Below are 16,530 nucleotides of genomic sequence, written 5' to 3' on the forward strand. Positions count from 1 at the left end.
AAAAATTCTCTTTTATTTTATCACAAATAAGCTTTAGCAAACTTAAAAAAATGTCGAAATCTAAAAAAACTTGCCTCAATCTGAGACATGTTTTTTAGATTATAATGACAACTTTTTCATCCAGATAGGAATGGCCTTACTGATATGAGTCGGTAAAACCACATAGGCATTTTTAGCTAGATCATCTGCGATAGCTGAGTGAAGCCAGACAGCAACTGTAACTGCTTTATAAGAGCCAATTGAAGCGAATTGGGCGAGAAAACCTGTAATCATACCAGCCAAGGTATCTCCCATACCTCCTGTGGCTTGATAGGGCCCACCAACTTCTAAATGAGCTACTGTTTCACCTTGATAGACAGCGGTCTTGTGACTCTTGGCAACTAGGATTGTCCCAGCTTGGAACTCTCCCAAGGCTTTCTGAGTGTTTGAAACTGTCTGCTCTGGAATCCTTAAACCAGACAAGCGTTCCCATTCTTTTTGATGCGGGGTGAGAGTAAGCTGACAATCTGGTAAGCCCTTCTTAGTCTTCTTAACCAAAAGATTAAGAGCTGAGCCATCAACAACCAAGTTCTGATCTGCCCTAATATTTGCTAGCACCAAGTCCATAGCTTGACTAGCTGCACCATCCTCACCTAGGCCAGAACCGATTAATACCACATCAGCTGCCCTAAGATTATCAAGAAATCTTTCAGTCTCCCTAAGGTCAAAAGCCATGGCTTCAGGGAGATGGGCATGAAGGGATGTGATATTTTCACGATCTGTAGCCACTGTGACCAGGCCCGCCCCACTATTGACACAAGCTATGGCAGCCATAATGATGGCACCACCATAAGGGTAAAGCCCACCAACTAAAAGCACTCGACCGTAAGAACCCTTATGGGACTCTCTCAAGCGAGGTTTTATCACTTGCCTAGCTAAATCGTCATCAACTTTCATAAACTATCCTTTCGCACTACGAAGAGCAGCTTGATAGGTCTGTTCCATAAGCATGGTAATGGTCATAGGGCCTACACCACCTGGAACAGGCGTGATCATGCCAACCTTATCTTTCACTTGATCAAAATCAACGTCACCACAAAGTTTGTCTTCTTCATCACGGTTGATTCCCACATCAATGACAACGGCACCCTCTTTGACATAGTCTTCTGTTACAAATTTTGCACGTCCAATAGCTACAATCAAGACATCTGCCTGCCTGCAAACCTTAGCCAAATGCGGTGTTCGTGAGTGGGTCAAGGTAACTGTAGCATTTTTTTCCAAAAGAAGCTGAGCCATAGGTTTACCAACAATGTTACTGCGTCCGATAATAACCGCTGTCTTACCTTCTAATTCAACATTGTACTCACGAAGGATTTCCATAATCCCAGCAGGTGTACAAGGTACCATTTGACGACGACCATTCCAAAGATTACCAGTATTCATAGGATGGAAACCATCGACATCTTTTTTAGGATCAATAGCCAAAAGAATACGCATTTCATTAATATGATTTGGCAATGGCAACTGAACCAAAATACCATGGAATAGCGGATCCTGATTATATTGTTCAATAACCTCAATCAATTCTTCCTCGCTGATACTCTCAGAAAGGTTGACCGTCTTGCTATGGAAGCCAGCCTTTTTAGCAGCACGTTCCTTGTTGCGCACATAAACCTGACTAGCTGGGTTGTCACCAACCATAATTACCACTAATCCTGGCACAATCCATTCCTTTTCTTTAAGGCGTTCTACCTTTTCATGCAAATGATCCTGCATTTTAGCAGCTAGGGCCTTACCATCCATTATTATCGCCATGGGTGTTCTCCAATACATACTTTTTTTCAATTATACCATAGTGAGAGCTCTTTGTGACTAAATTTTCTAAATTTTCAAAAAGACATCTTAAATACGAAACTAAAAAAGCTGGAATCACCTTCCAACTTTTTTCTGATTATGCTTAGTGACTAGTCCACAAAACCATTTTGCTGACTCCAGCCCTTAATAACCTTCAAGGTCTTCTGCTGGAATTTGCCACTTTCATACATGTGATCTGCACCCGTTAAGGAGACAAGAACGGAATCACGGTAGTTCTTAGCCGTTCTTCTGGCAATATTAGGATGAGTCATCTTATCCTTAGTCCCAGAAATGACGAGAACAGGACATGAAATCTGACTAAAGTCAACGTAAGCTGCTTTTGTCTTATCAAACCAATGAAGAGCCATCTGAGTATAAACTTTTCCTGATTCAGGAACCAGATCAGCAAAAACTTCCTCTTTCAAAGATTCCTCTTGTTCATTCATGCAATACTTGAAAAACTCCTTTTTATACGGAGGCATGGCTTTTTTCCAAAATCCCCAACGTAAAAAGTGTTTGCCAAAACAAGCTAACATGGTTGGATAAAAGGCAAAAATATCTGCTGTTGGTGCTGGTCCCATGAGAATCATACCAGCTACTTCTGTTTTTTCGGCAACCATCTGAGCCACTAAACACCCTAAAGAGTGTCCCAAGATAAGTGGTGGTTGGTCAAGACTTTCAATCAAGGCCACTAAATCATCTCGATAGTCCTGCAGGGTAACAGTCCCAACCTTAGCTAGACACTCTTGATAAGGTAGGTCATGGTAACGAAAGCTAGGTGTATGAACCTTATATCCCATTTGACGTAGACCTGTCGCAAATTCTCCCCAAACATTGCCATCACACCAGGTCCCATGAATTAGGACAATCTCTTTGTTCAAAACCATTCCTTATACATCTCCCTTTTTTGTTAAAAAATTAGATTATTTACCTACCCTATAGTATCACACTTCCAACCTAGATACCTTTATACATTTCTTACAATCGTAAGAAAATGGTCTCTTAAATGAATAAGAGACCATTTTTCTGGCTCTATAATTTCTGTAGTGAGTAAAACTACTGTAGAGATTATAGAGCTTTTTGAATGCAGACAAAAAGTCCCACAAGAACTATAATGAAAAGCAACCAAACCATCATTAGGAAGAACTTATGAGACTTATTAAGAATACCACAGAATTAATCGGAATTAAAGACCAAAATATCAATATTTCACTTGTTTTTGAAACTGATACTCATATCTAGATTCAAGCAAAACTCGATTCCCCTGCACCATCATGTCCTCATTGCCATGGAAAGATGATCAAGTACGACTTTCAAAAGCCTTCTAAAATCCCTCTTCTTGAGCAAGCGGGAACTCCAACACTACTACGTCTGAAAAAACGTCGTTTCCAGTGTAAAAGTTGTAGACGAGTCACGGTAGCTGAGACATCAATCGTTGAGAAAAACTGTCAAATCTCCAACCTTGTCCGACAAAAGGTTACACAACTCCTAACAGAGAAGATGTCACTAACTGATATTGCCAGAAAACTTCGTGTGTCGACGTCCACTGTCTATCGTAAACTCGACCAGTTTACTTTCAAGGAACACTATGACAAACTCCCAGCTATTATGTCCTGGGATGAGTTTGGATTCAAGAAAGGGAAATTGGCCTTTGTTGCGCAGAACTATGAGACAAACAAGCTCATAACCATCCTTGATAATCGTCGCCAAACCACTATACGAAACTACTTTTTGAAGTATCCATTGAAAGTCCGACAACAGGTACAGTTTATCACGATGGATATGTCTGGGACCTATATGCCACTAGCCAAAAAACTTTTTCCAAACGCCAAAATCGTTCTTGATCGTTTCCACATTATCCAGCACCTTGGTCGAGCCTTTTTAAAGACAAGAATTGCTATTATGAACCAGTTCGATAAGAAATCACTACCCTATCGAGCCTTGAAAAATCACTGGCGACTCTTTCAAAAGGACAGCCGTAAGCTATCGCTCAACTCTTTCTATTCAAAGACCTTCCGACAAACTTTAGTACCACATGAAATCATTGAGAAGACATTGGTCTTTTCAGAAGAGATCGCTAATGCCTACAAACTTTATCAGCTTTTGCTTTTTCACTTTCAGGAGAAGAGGGTAGATGAGTTTTTTGAGTTAATAGAGGAGAACATGAGCAAGGTCAATCACTACTTTCAAACGGTCTTTAGGACTTTTCTTAGACACAAGCAATACATCAAGAATGCGCTAGAAACTGACTATTCAAACGCGAAACTCGAAGCGACTAACAAGTTGATTAAAGACATCAAACGGTTGGGCTTCGGTTTTAGAAACTTCATCAACTTTAAGAAACGTGTCTTCATCACTCTAAACATAAAAAAAGAGAAGACCTATCAGGTCCTCTCTAGATGTTAGCTTTTCGTCACCCACTACAGTTGACAAAGAGCCATTTTTCTATATATTATCAGCGATTAGCCTTGTGCATTTCTTCCTTAACCGGACAAGAACACTCGCAATCGCCACAAGATCCTTTTCCTTTGATATAGTGACGGATGCCAAGACCAGCTAAAGCAAAAATAATGAAAGCAATGATAAAGGTAGACATAACAATTCCTCCTAAACCTAAATATGAGCTTCTTGAAGATTATCCAAGCTAATGATTTGATCCTTAATCTGACGTGGTTTACGAACAACAAAGTAAATCATCGTTACTAAAAGTAAGAAAGCAACAAAAGTCCAAATCGTCATTGACTTGCCGTACAGGATAACTTGACCAAACTGGTAAAGGATTAAACTCACACAATAAGCTAGACCTGTTTGGAAACCGATAGCCCCAACTGTCCATTTCAGATTGGCCATTTCACGCTTAATAGCTCCAATAGCCGCAAAACATGGCGCACAAAGCAAGTTAAAAATCAAGAAGGAATAGGCAGCTAAGGAAGAATAATCTCCTCGTAGAGCCGCAGCCAGACCCGCCTCACTGCTATTATGATAGAGAATACCAAAGGTGGCAACAACGGTCTCCTTGGCAGCTAAACCTGTGAGAGCCGCAACTGTTGCCTTCCAATTTCCAAATCCGAGTGGGTCAAAAATCCAAGACAAGCCCTTCCCTATAGTCGCCAAAATGCTAACTTCCGTATCTACAGTATGTAGGGTAAAGTTGTAGTTAGACATAAACCAGATAAGAACCGTCAAACTGAAAATGATGGTTCCCGCACGTTTGACAAAACTCATAGCCTTACCAAAGGCATAACGCAAGACCGACATGGCTTTAGGCCAGTGGTAGGCAGGCAATTCCATAATAAACGGACTGGTTAAACCACCCAAAAAACTCGTCTTTTTGAGGGCAATACCTGATAGGATAATAGCAGCCATCCCAATAAAATAGGTACTTGGTGCTACTAAAGAATTACTAGGGAAGAAAGCTCCAGCAATCAAGGCAATAATTTCTAACTTGGCCGAACAAGGCATGAAGGTTGTCGTCATAATGGTAATGCGACGGTCCCTTTCATTTTCAATGGTTCGACTAGACATAACCGCTGGTACCCCACAACCTGTAGAAATTAACATAGGAATAAAGGATTTTCCAGAAAGTCCAAAACGACGGAAAATACGGTCCATAACAAAGGCAATACGACTCATATATCCAATGTCCTCAAGCACACCCAAACAGATAAAGAGCACAAAAATTTGAGGAAGGAAGCCTAGCACTGTCCCAATCCCAGCGACAATCCCATCGACAATCAAAGACTTAAGCCAGTCCTGAACTTGAAGATAGTCAAGACCAGACGTTACCAAATCTGGAACATACTTACCAAAAAGCACATCGTTAGCCCAGTTTGTCCACATGGTTCCAACAGTCTGAATAGATAAGAAATAAACCAAATACATAACCACTGCGAAAATTGGCAAGGCCAAAATACGGTTGGTGACAATCCTATCAATCTTATCTGACAAGGTCAGAGCAAAATCTTCTGTATGACTTTGAGCCATCTGACAAACTCGTTCGATAAAGGCATAACGCTCATTAATGACAATTGACTCCGCATCTTCGGTGAAAACTTCCTCAGTGATTCGAATGATGTCTTTGATTTCTTTTCGTTGGAATGGGGACAAGTCTAGCTCAGCCTCAACTAAAGCATCGTGTTCAAAGAGTTTAATGGCATAAAAACGAGCAGACCTTTGCGGCACCGAATTTCCCAAGACTTCCAAAATTTGTGAGATAGCAGCTTCTAATTTATCGTCATAAATTGGAAAAGCAATGTCGGCAACTGTAGAGGTTGTCGTATGAGCTGCCTTCTTCACTACCTGATCCACACCAGTTTGCTTGAGAGCACTAGTAGCTACTACTGGGACGCCTAGATGGTAAGATAATTTATCAACATTAATCTGCTTTCCCTGAGCCTCTAGAACATCACTCATGTTAAGCGCTAAAGTGACTGGAATACCTGTCTCAATCAACTGCGTTGTCAGATAAAGGTTACGCTCCAAATTTGTCGCATCAACTACATTTAAAATGCTGTCAGCCCTTTGGCTCAACAAATAGTCACGCGCTACCTTTTCTTCAGGACTATAGGGTGACATTGAGTAAATCCCTGGTAAATCCTGGATTTCTAAATCCTTATTCTTTTTGACCAGACCACTTTTTCGTTCTACGGTAACACCCGGCCAGTTACCAACACGCTGATTGTTCCCTGTTATCAGGTTGAATAAACTGGTTTTACCACTATTAGGATTACCTATTAATGCAATTTCTGTCATTTTTCCTCTCCCTCATCCAGCATGACCACACTAATCATTTGCGCTTCTGACTTGCGTAGGGTTAATTCATACCCTCTCAAACTAATTTCTAGAGGATCTCCCAAAGGGGCTACCTTACGTAATAAGACCCGAGTACGCTTTGTAATTCCCATATCCATAAGACGTCGTTTGGTTTCATTTGCTGAAAAAATATCAGTAACGATAGCCGAACGTCCAACTGGTAATTCAGAAAGAGGTATCTTTTCCTGATCTTCCTCGGCAGGTGCCAAATCAATCTTATCCAGAATCGACGCATCAAAGGCTAAGCGACTCCCTTTAACGATAATAATAGCACTATTCTTGGTCTTAGTTACCACCTCAATCGTTTCACCGGCAGCCAACCCTAGATTAGATAAGTGCAAAAGACTATCCTTAGGGAGGTTAATGCCAAGAATCCGGTAAGGCGTTTTTAAGGCCGCATTATATATGAGCATATTTCTTGACCTACTTTATTATTTTTGATACAGCATCATTATAGCATATTTATCCATCTTTTCCGCAATATTATCCTAAACAAGAATGATTCTAGAAAAGTAGAACACAAAAAGAAAAGGCTGGAAAAGTTCCAGCCTTCACAAACAATGTATATATACTTAATGAATATCTTACAAAACCTTACTCAAGAAATCCTTGGTACGATCTTCCTTAGTATTGTCGAAGATCTCTTGTGGTGTGCCTTCTTCGACAATGACACCGCCATCCATAAAGATAACACGATCTGCCACTTCATAAGCAAAGCCCATTTCGTGGGTAACGATTGCCATTGTCATCCCTGATTTAGCAAGGTCCTGCATAACGGATAGAACTTCACCAACCATCTCTGGGTCAAGGGCTGATGTTGGTTCGTCAAACAAGAGAACGTCTGGATCCATAGCCAAACCACGTGCAATTGCAATACGTTGTTGCTGACCACCTGATAGACTTGTTGGGTAGGCATCTGCCTTATCTTTCAAGCCAACCTTTTCTAAAAGTTCCATAGCCTTTGCTTCTGCATCAGCTTTAGAAACACCTTTAGTCTTAATTGGTGACAAGGTGATATTTTCTTTAACTGTCATATTAGGGAAGAGGTTGAACTGTTGGAAAACCATTCCCATCTTCTCACGCATTTTGAAAATGTCGTTATTTTTATCTGTAATATCCACACCTTCAAAGGAGATAACACCTTTTGTAGGTTTCTCAAGCAAGTTCATTGAGCGTAGGAAGGTTGACTTTCCTGATCCTGAAGGACCGATGATAACCACTACTTCACCCTTTTTAATATCTAGATCAATCCCTTTGAGAACTTCGTTCTTACCAAAATACTTGTGAAGATTTTTAATCTCAATAATTGTTTCTGCCATTATTTACGTCCCTCCCCAAGTCGTTTTTCCATTTGTTTCAAGAGTGCCGTCATAGCTGTTGTCACAATCAAGTAATAGAAGGCTGCGAACAAGAGCGGCGTCAAGGTCAAGTAGGTTGTTGTTGCAACAGTTTGTGCACCATTCCACAATTCCATAACCCCGATGGTTTGCAAGAGCGAACTATCCTTAATAATAGTAACAAACTCGTTACCCAAGGCAGGCAAGATATTTTTAATAGCTTGAGGCAAGACCACATAACGCATGGTATTCCATGGACGGATACCAAGTGAGTAGGCAGCTTCAACCTGACCTTTAGGAATAGACTCGATACCTGCACGTACACTCTCAGAAATATAAGCACCACTATTCAAAGAAAGGACGATAATACCTGGAACGATACGTGACAAATCAAGGTTCAAAATGCCAAACTGAACAGTTGGAAGATTCATGTGGATAAGGTTAAAAGCAATCATAATCTGCACAACCATAGGAGTCCCACGGAAAACCCAAACATAAAGGCTTACCAACCACTCCAAAGGTTTGATTCCAGAACGTTTGGCCAAGGATACCAAAACCCCAAGGATGGTTCCGAAGAAGACCACGCAGACCGAAATCATAATTGTTACTAAGACACCATAGTTAAAGTAAGACCAAAACTGTGGTAGAAATGAAAAATTCATCTAGATACTCCTTACTAATATTCTTCAATATTATATCAGAAGACTGTATAATAATAAAGTATTTTCTTATAAATGCGATATTTCAGTCTTGAATATACAATATAAGTGCACAATAAAAACTCATAAGATTTTCTAGTAAAATAGAATTGAACGAACTAGTTACGAAAGGAAATCTTATGAGCTACCATCATTTTACCATAGACGAGCGTGAAAGTATTCTCATTTACCGTACGCAAGGCCTAAATTTTTCTCAAATTGCTAAGTTACTTCATCGTCATCCGTCTAGTATTAGTCGTGAGTGGAAGCGGCATCTAAAAGAAGGAAGCTATTCTCCAAGTCATGCACAGGAGTCTTACCATAGGGCTAAATCACACTGTGGGCGGAAGCGTATGCTTGAAATAGATCACAATTTAAGCAATACCGTCAAACATCTATTTCTCGATTACCAATGGTCTCCTGAAGAAATAGAAGGTCGGTTGCGAATAGAGTACGGAAAAACTGTTATTAGTTATCAAACAATCTATAGAGCCATTTATCGAGGACATTTTGAGGATAACTCATTATCTCATGGTGCTCGTGGTGTCATTCGTAAACTTCGTCATCGTGGGAAAACACGTCATACTAAAGGTCATGTTGAAAATAGAGGGAAAATATCCATTTCTCATACAATTCACGAAAGACCAGAAGAGGCTAATAATCGAACTAGAATAGGAGATTGGGAAGCCGATACTGTTGCAGGTAAAACTGGAAAAGCTTGTTTAGTTACTCTAACAGACCGTTATTCTCGTTTTCTAAAAATCAAAAAGGTAGCTGTTAAGAAAAGCAAGTTGGTAATAGAAGCTATGGTAAAACTGTTAGAACCCTTGACGAAGTATACAGTAACTCCTGATAGAGGGAAAGAATTCACGTATCATCAGAAATTGAGTGATCAATTGAACATTGAAGTCTATTTTCCTGACCCTCATGCTCCATGGCAACGAGGAACCAATGAGAACACGAATGGATTACTTAGAGAATATTTTCCAAAGGGTAGTGATCTAACATTGGTTGATGATCAGACTATTCAGCTATGGGAGAACAAACTTAATAATAGGCCACGAAAATGTCTTAACTGGAAAACACCTTATGAAGTATTCTATGGGGAAAGTATGCACTTAATTTGACAATTCAAGGTATAAAAACTAAGTTATAGACCTAGCTAGCAAAACTCTTAAGCAATACACCTCATGTATTTTCGAGATGACACCACGCCAAAAACTTTGCCAATGAGTTGAAACACTGCCTGTTTTGACAAGCCATACAAGCATCACCCCATGTTTTCATCCTGATAAAAATGCCTGAAACTCGATAGTTTCAGGCATTCTGATTTTTGGAATCTTGTAAAGTTCCAAAATAATTTATTAGTAAAGCAAATCGTAGATTTCCATTGCAATCAAGTCGATGCTATCAAATGAATAAGATTCACGTGCTTCAACGTCACGCAATGTGAAAACTGGACCATTTTCAGGATCGTTGCTAAATGATACTTCGGCAACAACCACTCCTTCACGTTCAAAATTACGTTTCAAATTACCACCATCAGCCGCCATCATTTCAAGACGGTTAATGATTCTCACCAAATGTGATTCCATGTTATTTCTCCTATTAATTGTGTATTTCTTACTTATTTTATCACACTTATGGGAAAAATGGGGGAATTTTAAATATTTTTCAAGGAATTGTACATAATGGCCTTGATAGAATGCATACGATTCTCAGCTTCTTGGAAGATGATATCACTGTATTTTTGGAAGACTTGATCGGTGATTTCTAACTCTGCCAAACCGTATTTGTCATAGATTTCTTTCCCAATTTGGGTATTGAGATCATGAAAGGCTGGGAGACAGTGCATAACGATGACATCTGGATTTTCCGTCTTGGCAAGTAGGTCTGCATTAATTTGATAAGGCAAGAGTAAATCAATACGAGATTTAAAGTCTACTTCTTCACCCATAGATACCCAGACATCCGTATAAAGCATATCCACTCCCTTGACCTCTGAAATATCATCTGTAATGGTTAAATCGGCACCATTATTATGTTTCTGAGCTAGGGCTACAATCTCATCTTCGGGTTGCAGCACCTCTGGGGCAATAATCTTGACATTAACGCCTAAAATAGCCGAAGTGACCAAAAGTGAGTTGGCCATATTATTTCTACCATCTCCAATATAGGCGATGGTCAAGCCTTTCAAACTACCAAAACGCTCCTTCAAAGTCATGAAATCCGCAATCATTTGCGTTGGATGCCAGGTATCCGTCAAACCATTCCAGACCGGAACACCTGAGTACTTCGCCAAATCTTCGACATCTTCTTGCTTAAAACCACGGTATTCGATTCCATCAAACATAGAACCAAGCACCTTGGCTGTATCAACTACAGATTCCTTTTTACCTAACTGAATGTCTCCAGCACCAAGGTAGGTCACATTCATACCTAGGTCCTGACCAGCCACTGTAAAAGCTGAGCGGGTTCTTGTAGATGTTTTTTCAAAAATCAGGGCAATATTTAAGCCATCTAAATATTTATGCGGAATTCTTTCCTTCTTTAGCTGTTTAAATTTTATAGATAAATCGATTAACTCCTCAAGTTCCTGCTTGGTAAAGTCGATTTCTTTCAAAAATGATTTAGCTTGTGTCATAGGTATCTCTCTTTCGTTCTGAATAATATAAAAACATTATATAATATTTATGCATTTTAGGCAAGTATTTTTGAATTTAAATTCAATATTAGCACTCTTGTTAAGAGAGTGCCAAATCTAGATGCTTTTTACTTGCAATCTACCTTCCGCATGCTATAATGGAGACATAGATTTGACCTTTTTTGACCAAGATTATTTTCAATAAAGGTCTTTCCCAATTCAGATAGAAAAGAGGTACTGATATGCTCTGTCAAAACTGTAACCTTAATGAAGCTAGTATTCATTTGTATACCAATGTAAATGGTAATCAGCAACAAGTTGACCTCTGTCAAAATTGTTATAAAATCATGAAATCTGATCCAGATAACCCCCTCAATCAATTCAATCAAACAGGAGGTTCCAACTTCTTCGACGATTTCTTCAGCGACCTAAATAACTTCCGTTCTTCTAACGGCGATCTTCCCAATACACCTCCAACACAAGAAGGTGGTAACCGAGGAAACGGTGGCAATACACAAGGACCAGGACGTCCAGGAGGACCACGCCAACAAGCTCCTCAACAGCCACAAGGTCTTCTTGAAGAGTTCGGCATTAACATCACTGACATCGCTCGTCGTGGAGACATTGATCCTGTTATTGGTCGTGACGAGGAAATCATTCGTGTCATCGAAATTCTTAACCGCCGTACCAAGAACAACCCCGTCCTCATCGGTGAACCCGGTGTCGGTAAGACTGCTGTCGTTGAAGGTCTAGCTCAAAAAATCGTTGACGGTAGCGTGCCACAAAAACTCCAAGGCAAACAAGTCATTCGTCTCGATGTGGTCAGCCTGGTTCAAGGGACTGGTATCCGTGGCCAATTTGAAGAACGCATGCAAAAACTCATGGAAGAAATTCGTCAACGTCAGGATGTTATCCTATTTATTGATGAAATCCATGAAATCGTAGGAGCTGGTAATGCCGGGGATGGCAATATGGATGCTGGAAACATCCTAAAACCTGCCCTTGCTCGTGGGGAACTTCAACTGGTCGGAGCAACTACACTCAACGAATACCGCATCATCGAAAAAGATGCTGCCCTAGAGCGTCGTATGCAACCAGTTAAGGTTGACGAACCAACGGTTGAGGAAACCATCACTATTTTGCGTGGTATCCAACCTAAATATCAAGACTACCACCATGTCAAATATACGGACGAAGCGATTACTGCAGCTGCAGAATTGTCCAACCGCTACATTCAAGACCGTTTCTTGCCAGACAAGGCCATTGACCTTCTCGATGAAGCTGGTTCTAAGATGAACTTGACCCTCAATTTTGTTGATCCTAAAGATATCGACAAACGTTTGATTGAGGCTGAAAACCTCAAGGCTCAAGCTACTCGTGACGAAGACTTTGAAAAAGCTGCCTATTTCCGTGATCAAATTGCTAAATACAAGGAAATGCAAAAACAAACCATCAAAGACCAAGATATGCCTGTCATCACAGAAAAACATATCGAAGCCATTGTGGAACAAAAAACCAATATTCCTGTCGGTGATTTGAAAGAAAAAGAACAATCACAACTTCTTAGTCTTGCTGATGATCTTAAATCACATGTTATTGGACAAGATGCAGCAGTTGATAAGATTGCCAAAGCCATCCGTCGTAATCGTGTTGGATTGGGTGCACCAAATCGCCCAATTGGTAGCTTCCTCTTCGTAGGTCCTACAGGAGTCGGTAAAACTGAACTCTCTAAACAATTGGCTATTGAACTCTTTGGTTCAGCTGACAGTATGATTCGTTTCGACATGTCAGAATACATGGAAAAACATGCTGTCGCTAAATTGGTCGGTGCCCCTCCAGGATACGTCGGTTACGACGAAGCTGGTCAGTTAACTGAAAAAGTCCGCCGTAATCCATATTCACTCATTCTTCTGGATGAGGTTGAAAAAGCTCACCCAGACGTTCTTCACATGTTCCTCCAAGTTCTTGACGACGGTCGCTTGACTGATGGTCAAGGGCGAACTGTAAGTTTCAAGGATTCCATCATCATCATGACTTCAAATGCTGGTACAGGTAAAGTTGAAGCTAGCGTTGGCTTTGGAGCTGCCCGTGAAAATCGTACCAATTCTGTGCTTAACCAGCTTGGAGATTTCTTCAGCCCTGAATTCATGAACCGCTTTGACGGTATTATCGAATTCTCTGCCCTTAGCAAAGAAAATCTCCTTACTATCGTTGACCTCATGCTTGATAATGTCAACCAACGCTTGGCTAATAACGGTATCCACCTCAGTGTAACTGAGAAAGTTAAGGAAAAATTGGTTGACCTTGGTTACGATCCTAAGATGGGGGCTCGACCACTACGTCGTACCATCCAAGACCATATTGAAGATGCTATTACAGACTTCTACCTTGAAAATCCAAATGAAAAAGATCTCAAGGCAGTCATGACTTCAAAAGGGCACATCACCATTAAGTCTGCTAAAAAAGCCGAAAAAACTACTCAGAAAGCTGAGACATCAAAAGAAACTGATTAAACAAAGAAACCAAGTCGCAATGACTTGGTTTCTTTATCTTTTCATTTCCTATTTTCAAATTTATCCCTAATTCTGCCTAAATCAATAGGAAAATGAGCAAAATTTTAGTATAATATAGGCAAATAAACGTAAGGAGCAACTCATGAATCCAACATTTGGTGACAAGGTTGAGGGAGCTCATTATCAAACACGTTACGGTGTTTATGCTGTGATTCCTAACCAAGAAAATACAAAGATTATTTTAGTCCAGGCTCCTAACGGGGCTTGGTTTCTCCCAGGTGGAGAGATCGAAGCAGGCGAGGATCACTATAGCGCATTAGAACGTGAGTTAATTGAAGAACTTGGGTTTACAGCCACTTTGGGCCAGTACTATGGCCAGGCCGATGAATACTTCTATTCAAGCCACCGTGACACTTACTATTACAATCCAGCCTATATTTATGAAGTTGTAGATTTTTCAAAAATTGGCAAACCTCTTGAAGATTTCAATAATCTGGCTTGGTTTCCAATTGATGAAGCCATTGCTAAACTTAAACGTGGCAGTCATAAATGGGGAATCGAACAATGGAAAGAAACTAACACAACAACTGACAAATCCTAGGAGGAAACTATGAAACTCATTAATACGACCCGTACACACCAAGAACTCGTTCAAAACCAACTAGACAACACGGATGCCTTTCTCGTAGAGACCTACTCTGCTGGGAATACTGATGTTGTCTTTACACAAGCACCTAAGCATTATGAACTCTTGATTTCAAATAAACACCGTGCTGTTAAAGACAATGAATTAGAAGTTATCCGTGAATTCTTCCTCAAACGAAAAATCGACAAGGATATTGTTTTGATGGACAAACTCAGAACAGTACACACTGACAAATTGATTGAGATTTCATTCCCAACAACTGTATAAGACAAAACAAGCAATGGCCAATACCACTGCTTGTTTTTTAGTTTGTTACAAAGCTTTCGAAGCTTGATCCAGAACTTCCATAACCTGACGACTATGTTCCAACTGCTTGGCAACACTGTCAAAATCCTTAGTAGCCACCATCTTTTCAAAAGCCACAAATTCATCATGCATACGATGTTGTGGACTATTGAGATTGACGACTCTCTCTTTCTGACCATTGAGAGTGACTCCAATCTCAGGAAGAGTATTGGTTGCACCAAAAATTGTAATAGCGCCCTTATCACCTTGTATAGTTGAACGAATCTCCGCACTACAATCTTTAGCTCCAATGGCAACAGCCTTAAAGTGACCATAGTCCAAAACTAGAATTCCTGACGTATCCACTCCTCGCTCCACATTAGGTAGATATTCCACACGATGAGGCTTTCCAAAAAGGCCAACCAGGAGATGGATATTATAGATATTAAGATCTCTAAGTGCTCCCCCACCCATTTCAGGGTTGAAGGCAGGAGCAATCTCTCCTCGCTTAAAGGCGTCATAACGTGACGAATATTGAGAATAATTGATATTCACAATCTTAACATCTCCAATATCAGACAAGGCTTCCTTAATCGCTGTAAAATTAGCCAAATATTGATTGGTAATAGCCTCCATCAAGAGAAGCTCTTTTTCTTGAGCAAGCTTAGCTAGCTCTTCAAACTCTTTCAAATGTAAGGTGAAGGGTTTCTCACAGATAACATGCTTGCCGGCCAAAAGTGCTTTCTTAGCATAATCATAGTGGGTATGGTTGGGCGTTCCCACATAAATCGTATCGACTTCTGGATTGGACAAAATTAACTCATAATCACTAGTCGCCTGAGACAAACCATATTGCTTAGCTAGGGCTTCTGCCTTATCAAGTGAGCGTGGTGTCGACAAGATAGCTTCAAGCTCAATGCCCTCAATAGTCGTTAACACAGGAAGAACCTCTGTCACAATCATTCCTGTACCCAATAATGCAAGTTTCATCAACTTACCTCCTTAATTTCTAATCTCTCTTTGAAACGGACTAACACTAAGGACAAACTCATAGGTGTTAAATTCTTCTTTAGTTACTTGAATGAAGCTCATTTTTTTCCTTCCTAAAATGGATAAAGTAAATGACGAGTGAGATAAAAAGCAAGATGGCAAGTACTGCCACTAATGGCATTCGGATTGGACGGATATTAAGCAACAAATCTCCACTAACTGCATAAACAATCGATACTGGCGTCACTCCAATAAGTGTCGCCAAAATCCTCGTCCTTGTGGGTAAATTCATTTGAACACAAGCATAATTGACCAGAGCTGATGGTATAAATGGAATAGAGAAGGCCAGTGAAATCCCAATAAAGCGATGCTTAAAGTTCTCAATATAGTTTAGAAGTTTCTCCATGCGTTTGGACTTCTCTGGCTTTTCAAGTCTTCTCAGAATTTCAAAACTAGTTAAATTCCCAAAAGTATTACCAATAATATTCATCGGAATCGCAAGCAAAGGGCCATAGAGTAGCCCAACAAAAATACAAAAAATAGAACTTGAAACTCCAGGAATAGCCGATGACAGAATCATGAGACTAAGAAGGATCAGTGCATTTTGGAAATTAGCCTGCTTAAAAACTTCTCTTAAAAAGGCTTGATCATGCTTAGCGTTGATCCATTCCTTGATTAAGGGGATGAAGTTATTTAAAAGAGGCCATAAGAATACCAGTATTAAACCTGCTATCCCTATAAAAAATAGTCTTTTTTTAGTCATTACATCTCC

General features: G+C 40.1%; 16 protein-coding genes and 1 pseudogene. 5 read left to right on the plus strand and 12 right to left on the minus strand.

Annotated features, from left to right (window positions below; translation table 11 throughout):
• Positions 1-99 precede the first annotated feature (99 nt).
• From NST80_RS07305 to NST80_RS07315, 3 genes are all read right to left on the minus strand, one after another.
• On the minus strand, positions 100-936 hold the full coding sequence (locus NST80_RS07305; RefSeq protein WP_118172253.1) for an NAD(P)H-hydrate dehydratase: 837 nt from the start codon (positions 934-936) through the stop codon (positions 100-102).
• Between the two features lie 3 nt (positions 937-939).
• The gene (locus tag NST80_RS07310; RefSeq protein WP_073687526.1) at positions 940-1,794 is read right to left on the minus strand and encodes a bifunctional methylenetetrahydrofolate dehydrogenase/methenyltetrahydrofolate cyclohydrolase; all 855 of its coding nucleotides are present in this window, start codon (positions 1,792-1,794) and stop codon (positions 940-942) included.
• Between the two features lie 149 nt (positions 1,795-1,943).
• Positions 1,944-2,720: an alpha/beta hydrolase gene (locus NST80_RS07315; protein ID WP_049528953.1), complete on the minus strand. Its 777-nt coding sequence runs from the start codon at positions 2,718-2,720 to the stop codon at positions 1,944-1,946.
• Positions 2,721-2,982: 262 nt separating this feature from the next.
• On the opposite strand from NST80_RS07315, the pseudogene NST80_RS07320 reads away from it, so the two are divergent.
• Positions 2,983-4,232, plus strand: a pseudogene (locus NST80_RS07320) (ISL3 family transposase).
• 56 nt (positions 4,233-4,288) lie between these two features.
• Here NST80_RS07320 and NST80_RS07325 read toward each other — a convergent pair.
• The 5 genes from NST80_RS07325 to NST80_RS07345 form a co-directional block, all read right to left on the minus strand.
• Positions 4,289-4,429: a FeoB-associated Cys-rich membrane protein gene (locus tag NST80_RS07325; RefSeq protein WP_002890392.1), complete on the minus strand. Its 141-nt coding sequence runs from the start codon at positions 4,427-4,429 to the stop codon at positions 4,289-4,291.
• A 17-nt stretch (positions 4,430-4,446) separates the two neighbouring features.
• Positions 4,447-6,585, minus strand: a complete 2,139-nt coding sequence (gene feoB / locus NST80_RS07330; RefSeq protein ID WP_118172252.1) for a ferrous iron transport protein B — start codon at positions 6,583-6,585, stop codon at positions 4,447-4,449.
• Positions 6,582-7,058 (minus strand): ferrous iron transport protein A, encoded by a 477-nt coding sequence (locus NST80_RS07335; RefSeq protein ID WP_004182941.1) that lies wholly within the window; start codon positions 7,056-7,058, stop codon positions 6,582-6,584. The genes feoB and NST80_RS07335 overlap by 4 nt, the downstream gene beginning before the upstream one ends.
• A 171-nt stretch (positions 7,059-7,229) precedes the next feature.
• Positions 7,230-7,964, minus strand: coding sequence for an amino acid ABC transporter ATP-binding protein (locus tag NST80_RS07340; RefSeq protein WP_013990918.1), 735 nt, complete (start codon positions 7,962-7,964; stop codon positions 7,230-7,232).
• Positions 7,964-8,644 carry an amino acid ABC transporter permease gene (locus tag NST80_RS07345; RefSeq protein WP_002886081.1) on the minus strand — a complete coding sequence of 227 codons (681 nt, stop codon included), beginning with the start codon at positions 8,642-8,644 and terminating at the stop codon, positions 7,964-7,966. The genes NST80_RS07340 and NST80_RS07345 overlap by 1 nt, the downstream gene beginning before the upstream one ends.
• Before the next feature lie 176 nt (positions 8,645-8,820).
• Here NST80_RS07345 and NST80_RS07350 point away from each other — a divergent pair, with 176 nt between their 5' ends.
• Complete coding sequence (locus NST80_RS07350) at positions 8,821-9,807, plus strand: IS30 family transposase (protein WP_061851804.1); 987 nt, start codon at positions 8,821-8,823, stop codon at positions 9,805-9,807.
• A gap of 237 nt (positions 9,808-10,044) precedes the next feature.
• Here NST80_RS07350 and NST80_RS07355 read toward each other — a convergent pair whose 3' ends face one another.
• Together NST80_RS07355 and argF are read right to left on the minus strand one after the other, a co-directional pair.
• Positions 10,045-10,275, minus strand: coding sequence for a DUF1797 family protein (locus NST80_RS07355; protein WP_002885970.1), 231 nt, complete (start codon positions 10,273-10,275; stop codon positions 10,045-10,047).
• A gap of 68 nt (positions 10,276-10,343) precedes the next feature.
• On the minus strand, positions 10,344-11,324 hold the full coding sequence (argF, locus tag NST80_RS07360) for an ornithine carbamoyltransferase (RefSeq protein ID WP_045768967.1): 981 nt from the start codon (positions 11,322-11,324) through the stop codon (positions 10,344-10,346).
• 242 nt (positions 11,325-11,566) lie between these two features.
• Here argF and NST80_RS07365 point away from each other — a divergent pair, with 242 nt between their 5' ends.
• The 3 genes from NST80_RS07365 to NST80_RS07375 all read left to right on the plus strand — a co-directional run bounded on the left by NST80_RS07365 (position 11,567) and on the right by NST80_RS07375 (position 14,750).
• Positions 11,567-13,837, plus strand: coding sequence for an ATP-dependent Clp protease ATP-binding subunit (locus tag NST80_RS07365; protein ID WP_045768968.1), 2,271 nt, complete (start codon positions 11,567-11,569; stop codon positions 13,835-13,837).
• Between the two features lie 142 nt (positions 13,838-13,979).
• Positions 13,980-14,438 (plus strand): NUDIX hydrolase, encoded by a 459-nt coding sequence (locus tag NST80_RS07370; protein WP_013990921.1) that lies wholly within the window; start codon positions 13,980-13,982, stop codon positions 14,436-14,438.
• Positions 14,439-14,447: 9 nt separating this feature from the next.
• Positions 14,448-14,750: a DUF1827 family protein gene (locus tag NST80_RS07375; RefSeq protein WP_002885967.1), complete on the plus strand. Its 303-nt coding sequence runs from the start codon at positions 14,448-14,450 to the stop codon at positions 14,748-14,750.
• A 45-nt stretch (positions 14,751-14,795) separates the two neighbouring features.
• Here NST80_RS07375 and NST80_RS07380 read toward each other — a convergent pair whose 3' ends face one another.
• Entirely contained in the window at positions 14,796-15,758 is a 963-nt protein-coding gene (locus NST80_RS07380) for a Gfo/Idh/MocA family oxidoreductase (RefSeq protein WP_014633414.1), read from the minus strand.
• A gap of 79 nt (positions 15,759-15,837) precedes the next feature.
• The gene (locus NST80_RS07385; RefSeq protein ID WP_045768969.1) at positions 15,838-16,521 is read right to left on the minus strand and encodes a VTT domain-containing protein; all 684 of its coding nucleotides are present in this window, start codon (positions 16,519-16,521) and stop codon (positions 15,838-15,840) included.
• Positions 16,522-16,530 lie beyond the last annotated feature (9 nt).

This window comes from Streptococcus sp. FSL K6-1323 (genome assembly GCF_038630745.1).
GTDB classification, from domain to species: Bacteria; Bacillota; Bacilli; order Lactobacillales; family Streptococcaceae; genus Streptococcus; species Streptococcus salivarius_D.

Coding starts and splice junctions, on each gene's coding strand:
- NST80_RS07335 (WP_004182941.1), bottom strand. CDS start 7,058: ATGCTCATATATAATGCGGCCTTAAAAACGCCTTACCGGATTCTTGGC.
- NST80_RS07340 (WP_013990918.1), bottom strand. CDS start 7,964: ATGGCAGAAACAATTATTGAGATTAAAAATCTTCACAAGTATTTTGGT.
- NST80_RS07355 (WP_002885970.1), bottom strand. CDS start 10,275: ATGGAATCACATTTGGTGAGAATCATTAACCGTCTTGAAATGATGGCG.
- NST80_RS07305 (WP_118172253.1), bottom strand. CDS start 936: ATGAAAGTTGATGACGATTTAGCTAGGCAAGTGATAAAACCTCGCTTG.
- NST80_RS07345 (WP_002886081.1), bottom strand. CDS start 8,644: ATGAATTTTTCATTTCTACCACAGTTTTGGTCTTACTTTAACTATGGT.
- argF (WP_045768967.1), bottom strand. CDS start 11,324: ATGACACAAGCTAAATCATTTTTGAAAGAAATCGACTTTACCAAGCAG.
- NST80_RS07365 (WP_045768968.1), top strand. CDS start 11,567: ATGCTCTGTCAAAACTGTAACCTTAATGAAGCTAGTATTCATTTGTAT.
- NST80_RS07385 (WP_045768969.1), bottom strand. CDS start 16,521: ATGACTAAAAAAAGACTATTTTTTATAGGGATAGCAGGTTTAATACTG.
- feoB (WP_118172252.1), bottom strand. CDS start 6,585: ATGACAGAAATTGCATTAATAGGTAATCCTAATAGTGGTAAAACCAGT.
- NST80_RS07370 (WP_013990921.1), top strand. CDS start 13,980: ATGAATCCAACATTTGGTGACAAGGTTGAGGGAGCTCATTATCAAACA.
- NST80_RS07380 (WP_014633414.1), bottom strand. CDS start 15,758: ATGAAACTTGCATTATTGGGTACAGGAATGATTGTGACAGAGGTTCTT.
- NST80_RS07315 (WP_049528953.1), bottom strand. CDS start 2,720: ATGGTTTTGAACAAAGAGATTGTCCTAATTCATGGGACCTGGTGTGAT.
- NST80_RS07350 (WP_061851804.1), top strand. CDS start 8,821: ATGAGCTACCATCATTTTACCATAGACGAGCGTGAAAGTATTCTCATT.
- NST80_RS07310 (WP_073687526.1), bottom strand. CDS start 1,794: ATGGCGATAATAATGGATGGTAAGGCCCTAGCTGCTAAAATGCAGGAT.
- NST80_RS07325 (WP_002890392.1), bottom strand. CDS start 4,429: ATGTCTACCTTTATCATTGCTTTCATTATTTTTGCTTTAGCTGGTCTT.
- NST80_RS07375 (WP_002885967.1), top strand. CDS start 14,448: ATGAAACTCATTAATACGACCCGTACACACCAAGAACTCGTTCAAAAC.